At 62.5% G+C, this 4,436-nt stretch carries 9 protein-coding genes and 2 pseudogenes; 6 read left to right on the top strand and 5 right to left on the bottom strand.

Features of this window, described 5'->3' with window-relative positions; all coding sequences use genetic code 11:
* A pseudogene (locus Q0D45_RS14030) lies at positions 1-478 on the bottom strand (phosphate acyltransferase); the annotation flags it as partial.
* A 32-nt stretch (positions 479-510) separates the two neighbouring features.
* Here Q0D45_RS14030 and Q0D45_RS14025 point away from each other — a divergent pair.
* A complete protein-coding gene (locus Q0D45_RS14025; protein WP_293393884.1) occupies positions 511-705 on the top strand; it encodes a hypothetical protein in 195 nt (64 codons plus the stop codon).
* A 104-nt stretch (positions 706-809) separates the two neighbouring features.
* Here the strand turns inward: Q0D45_RS14025 and Q0D45_RS14020 are convergent, their stop codons facing one another.
* The 4 genes and pseudogenes from Q0D45_RS14020 to Q0D45_RS14005 form a co-directional block, all read right to left on the bottom strand.
* Positions 810-1,238 carry a hypothetical protein gene (locus Q0D45_RS14020; RefSeq protein WP_293393882.1) on the bottom strand — a complete coding sequence of 143 codons (429 nt, stop codon included), beginning with the start codon at positions 1,236-1,238 and terminating at the stop codon, positions 810-812.
* Positions 1,239-1,243: 5 nt separating this feature from the next.
* Positions 1,244-1,438, bottom strand: coding sequence for a hypothetical protein (locus Q0D45_RS14015; RefSeq protein WP_293393880.1), 195 nt, complete (start codon positions 1,436-1,438; stop codon positions 1,244-1,246).
* Between the two features lie 14 nt (positions 1,439-1,452).
* On the bottom strand, positions 1,453-1,659 hold the full coding sequence (locus Q0D45_RS14010) for a hypothetical protein (RefSeq protein ID WP_293393878.1): 207 nt from the start codon (positions 1,657-1,659) through the stop codon (positions 1,453-1,455).
* A gap of 12 nt (positions 1,660-1,671) precedes the next feature.
* Positions 1,672-1,873: pseudogene (locus tag Q0D45_RS14005) on the bottom strand (DUF2188 domain-containing protein).
* Here Q0D45_RS14005 and Q0D45_RS14000 point away from each other — a divergent pair.
* The 5 genes from Q0D45_RS14000 to Q0D45_RS13980 all read left to right on the top strand — a co-directional run bounded on the left by Q0D45_RS14000 (position 1,829) and on the right by Q0D45_RS13980 (position 4,249).
* The gene (locus Q0D45_RS14000) at positions 1,829-2,557 is read left to right on the top strand and encodes an XRE family transcriptional regulator (RefSeq protein ID WP_366946454.1); all 729 of its coding nucleotides are present in this window, start codon (positions 1,829-1,831) and stop codon (positions 2,555-2,557) included. The pseudogene Q0D45_RS14005 and the gene Q0D45_RS14000 sit on opposite strands and share 45 nt — an antisense overlap.
* Positions 2,554-2,865, top strand: a complete 312-nt coding sequence (locus Q0D45_RS13995) for a hypothetical protein (protein WP_293393874.1) — start codon at positions 2,554-2,556, stop codon at positions 2,863-2,865. Before Q0D45_RS14000 ends, Q0D45_RS13995 begins: the two co-directional genes overlap by 4 nt.
* Positions 2,862-3,371, top strand: a complete 510-nt coding sequence (locus Q0D45_RS13990) for a PIN domain-containing protein (RefSeq protein WP_293393872.1) — start codon at positions 2,862-2,864, stop codon at positions 3,369-3,371. Before Q0D45_RS13995 ends, Q0D45_RS13990 begins: the two co-directional genes overlap by 4 nt.
* Positions 3,372-3,629: 258 nt before the next feature.
* Positions 3,630-3,884 (top strand): hypothetical protein, encoded by a 255-nt coding sequence (locus tag Q0D45_RS13985; protein ID WP_293393870.1) that lies wholly within the window; start codon positions 3,630-3,632, stop codon positions 3,882-3,884.
* Positions 3,885-3,901: 17 nt separating this feature from the next.
* Complete coding sequence (locus tag Q0D45_RS13980) at positions 3,902-4,249, top strand: type II toxin-antitoxin system RelE/ParE family toxin (protein ID WP_293393868.1); 348 nt, start codon at positions 3,902-3,904, stop codon at positions 4,247-4,249.
* The last annotated feature ends 187 nt before the right edge of the window (positions 4,250-4,436 follow it).

The raw sequence follows: 4,436 nt of genomic DNA, 5'->3' as shown, positions 1-4,436 counted from the left end.
CCGGCGGCGGTCTTCAACAGGTTGTAGGCGATGTTGGCAGCGTCGATGTTCGGCATCACCAGCAGGTTCGCCGGGCCTTCGAGCGTGGTCTCCGGCAGGATGCGCTTGCGCAGCGCTTCATGCGGCGGCGCATTTCCAGCTTGGCGTACTGCGCGGTCACGCCGTGGCGGGCCATCAGCGCGTGGTACTCGGTCCAGTACTGGTGGTAGCGATCGTCGTGCTGCGGATTGACGATGGTGATGTGGACGCCGGCCTTGAGCCGCAGGCCGTAGCGCTGGATGCGTTCCTCGATGACTTCCGGACGGCCGATCAGGATCGGCTGTGCCAGCCTTTCATCGACGATGATCTGCGCCGCTCTCAGCACCCGCTCTTCTTCACCTTCGGCGAACACCACGCGGCCGGTGCTGGCCGAGGCCTTGCGCGCCGCCGTGAACACCGGCTTCATGAAGGTGCCGCTCTGGTAGACGAACTGCTGCAGCTTCTGATCGAATATCGAAGGAGGACTTCCAGATGATCGATGAAGAAAAGCTTGGCGCGATCGAAGCACAACACCGTTTGATGGTGCTGCGAATGCAGCAGCCGGAGCAGGCGGAGGCAATGAATCGCTTGATGAGCCTGCCTGATGATGAGATGCGGCACGTGCTCGACAAGTACTACGACAGCTCACAAGGTCAGAAGGCGTTTGCGCCCGAATTGAAAGGTTGACGACGCGGATCGCGATGGTCCTTCCCGAGGCGACCGAAACACTGGGCGGTAATGCCGCAATCAAAGGTCGTCAATCCATCAGCCGCTCGTATGCCGCGGCATCCTCATTCCCGCCCGTCCGGTCCGGTCCGGTCCGGAGGGATGCCATAGAACATGAGGGGCCAGAGGTGGCTGGCCGACAGGCAGTAACCGGAGAGCGGGTGCCGTTCTGATAACGACGGTCGCGCCATCGGCAGCATCCGGGGATCGTCGGCGGGCCAGCCCCGCTCTTCGATCCATGTCATCAGCGATGCGATTTCCGCAACAAGCTGGCGGGGTTCAAGTCGCGATCCCGGCACGATCCGCAGGCAGTATTCGAGTTCGTCGCCGGCACGTTCGAGGCAACCACGAACGCGACGGAGACCGTCTTGCAGGTAGCGAAGGTCAGGGAGCAGGCTCAGTTGGGCGGCAAGAACCCAGGGGTCGATCGACGAGCGCCTGGTCCGCCGATAGTCGTCGACCACCTCGTCGAGCGGCATCGGCATTGACGACATCGTGATCAGTCCTGCCGAACGAGCGGATGCCCGGTCCGGCGCCCAAGTCTGGTCGACAGTCCCTGAATCCCCGCGCCACTGACGTCGCGCTTTTCGTCGTCCGGCTGCCGGTGTGTCGGTCTTCCGAACAGCCGAGACAGGATGTGCTGCTCAACCTTTTTAAACAGATCCTGCAACGGGGCATCGTCGGTCGCGATCACGACGCGGACTTTCCTTACTTGTGGCGACGCACCAGATTGTCGATGCGCGCTTGCGTTCCTTCAGCGGCGTAACCCTCCGACGTCTTCTTGATCCGAACGCCCGGACCGGCCGCCCGACGAAGTCTGCCCTCGACGGCGCTTTCCGCGGCTTTCTTCAATTCACGCTGGATCTGGCTGGTCGACGTGACCGCGCGTCCATTGATCTTCATTTCGATTTTCATGGGATGTCCTCATCAGCCCTTCGGGGGAAAGGGATCGTTGCCATACGTGTTCCGCTCGCGGATACGGCCGTTCTCTCCGTGGATCAACATCTCGGTGCCTTGATTGCGGGCGATGTCTCGGGCTGCGGCAACGGCTTCGCGCTGCGTCGAGTGAAAGGCAGGTCTCTCGCTGCAAGCCCTGTCCGAACGCGTATCGCCCGTCGTCTCCGCGCAAGCGATCAGCAAGTACGAGGGCGGCAAGATGATGCCGTCGTCTGCGGTGCTGGTAGGGCTCGGCAAGGCGCTTGGGGGCTCGCTGGATTTCCTGATGAGCAGTCAGGTCGCGGAATTGTCTGGCGTCGAGTTCCGCAAGCACTCGGGTACTTCGGCGCAGGACCGCGCCCAAGCCGAAGCGCTGGTCATCGAGAAGCTGGAAGACTATCTGGCGATCGAAGAAATTCTTGGCCTGAAAGAGCCGGATGACGCGTTTGCCGCCGTTCGGTGCGACGCAGTGCGATCCGTCGAGGAAATCGACCAGAAGGCACGTGATCTTCGACGTGCGTGGCAGCTCGGCATCGATCCTATTCCGAGCATGACCGATCTTCTCGAAGGGAAAGGCGTCAAGGTCATCGAAGCGGATCTTCCCGAGCGGTTCGACGGACTGGCCTGCGATGTGAAGCGGACCGGCGGCATGGCGGACACCGAGGTCGTGGTCATCTCAAGCCGGACCAACATCGAGCGTCGCCGTTTCAACCTCGGGCATGAGCTTGCACATCGGATCATCAGGGGCACTGCCGATCCGGAGAGTCTGAAGCTCGAAAAAGCCATGAACCGCTTCGCTACAGCGTTCCTGGCCCCGGCGGATCACCTTCGGCAAGAAGTGGGGGACCGGCGGCAGGGGATCCTTATCACGAGTTGATCCGGCTCAAGCGCTTCTATGGCATGTCTGCGGCCGCCATGCTGATTCGGCTCCGCGATGTGGGATTGCTGCCGGAATCCACCGTCGATTACGCCTTCCGGACCTACGTCCGTGCATGGCGGACCAGTGAACCGGAACCGATTCAGGACGGGCAGGGTTTGGGTGCTTTCGAGAAGCCGCTTCGTTTCGAGCGTCTTGTCTATCGGGCGCTCGCCGAGGACCTGATCTCACCCGTGCGCGCGGCCAGGCTGCTCAAGCTGCCGCTGGACCGGATCGAGGAGGAAATGCGGGGGCCGTTGGTCCAGTGACGCAAGACAACGCCCCTACCGTCGTCGTCAACGACGCGTCGTGCCTGATCGATCTGCGAAAGGCGAGGCTGCTTCATCTCCTGGTCCAGCTTCCTTTCCGCCTGGTCATTCCGTTTCCGGTCCGTGCATCGGAGCTGATTCGGTTCACACTGCAGGAATGGGCCATCCTCGACGCGGGAATCGAGGTGTTCGACCTGCCGGCGGAGTTGGTCGTCGAAGCCATCGCGGTCATGGCCAGGTTCCCCGGACTCTTGGCCAATGACTGCTTCTGCCTCGTCACCACACGCCGGCATGAGAACGCGATTCTTCTGACCGGCGATGGCCAGCTCCGGAGTGCCGCCAGCAACGACGGCCGCCGCGTGCATGGCGTGCTGTGGGTCGTTGATGAACTGCGCCGGCTGGCGCTATGCGACGACGCCGTGATCGTTCAGGCACTGGAAATTTGGCGTGACGATCCTGCGGTTCGCCTTCCTCTGGTCGAAATTACTCGGAGGTTTACCCGGTAGCCTCGCCATACAAAGGGCACAACTGGCGCCGGTCCGCCTGTGCGTTGGCGCCATAGAACGCGCGCGCTGCCGCCATGTCACTGCCCGGCAGCACCGTTGTCAGCCCACCGGCGCCAGCACCCTGTGTGCTGATGAAATGTTGTTGGGCCCCCATTGATATGGGGCTGCCGCCGGCAGAAGTTAGACAGCGCGCTTGGTCCCTTGCCTTTGTATTCGATATTAAGCATATTGAGTACGCGAACGCTCAAGGATCCTGCCATGCCGCAAACGACGATGACCGTTCGCCTGAACGAGACGCTGAGCGACTTCGTGGCGGCCAATGTGGGCGAGCGCGGTGCCTACGAGAACGTCAGCGAGTACATGCGCGACCTGATCCGCCGCGACAAGGAGCGGGTGGAGCGGGAAGCCTTCGACCGGCTCAAGGCCGAACTGGCGCAGGCCTATGCAGCACCCGACTCCGCCTACAGGCCGCTGACCGCAGCCGACGTGATCGCCCGCAATAAATCTTCCTAAGCCGGGCCTTTGTGTTCGTGAGCCAGATCCGCATCCAGGAAGCCGCCTCGTGGCGGCTGGACGAGATATACCGATATACGCGGGAGCGTTGGGGCGAGCCGCAGGCGGAGCGCTACATCACCGGCTTGTTTGATGCGTTCGACCGGATCGAGTCGCATGGCGTCGCTTCCAGGCCCGTCCCGGCCGAGTTCGGCGTGCAGGGGTTCTTCTTCCGCTACGAGCGTCACTTCGTCTATTGGCGGCGACTGTCCAACGGCGACATCGGCATCGTGACGATCCTGCACGAGCGCATGCACCAGATAGAGCGGCTGCGGGATGATTTCTTCGGGGAGCTGCCGCCAGGTATGGGGTCGGCCCCGTCGTAGCGATTTGTGGTTCGTCGATCGCGCCGATGGCTGCTCAAACCAGCGGATCGAGCGGCATCGGCATCGTCGGATCAGTCCTGCCGAACGAGCGGGCGCCCCGTCCGGCGTCCCGATCTGGTGGACAGGTCCCGAATACCGGCACTGCGCAGTTCCCGCTTTTCGTCGTGCTGTTGCCGGTAGGTCAGGC

Origin of the sequence: Nevskia sp., from assembly GCF_023266035.1 — a bacterium.
In the GTDB taxonomy this organism is placed as follows: domain Bacteria; phylum Pseudomonadota; class Gammaproteobacteria; order Nevskiales; family Nevskiaceae; genus Nevskia.
This window is presented reverse-complemented; position numbering and strand designations above follow the sequence as displayed.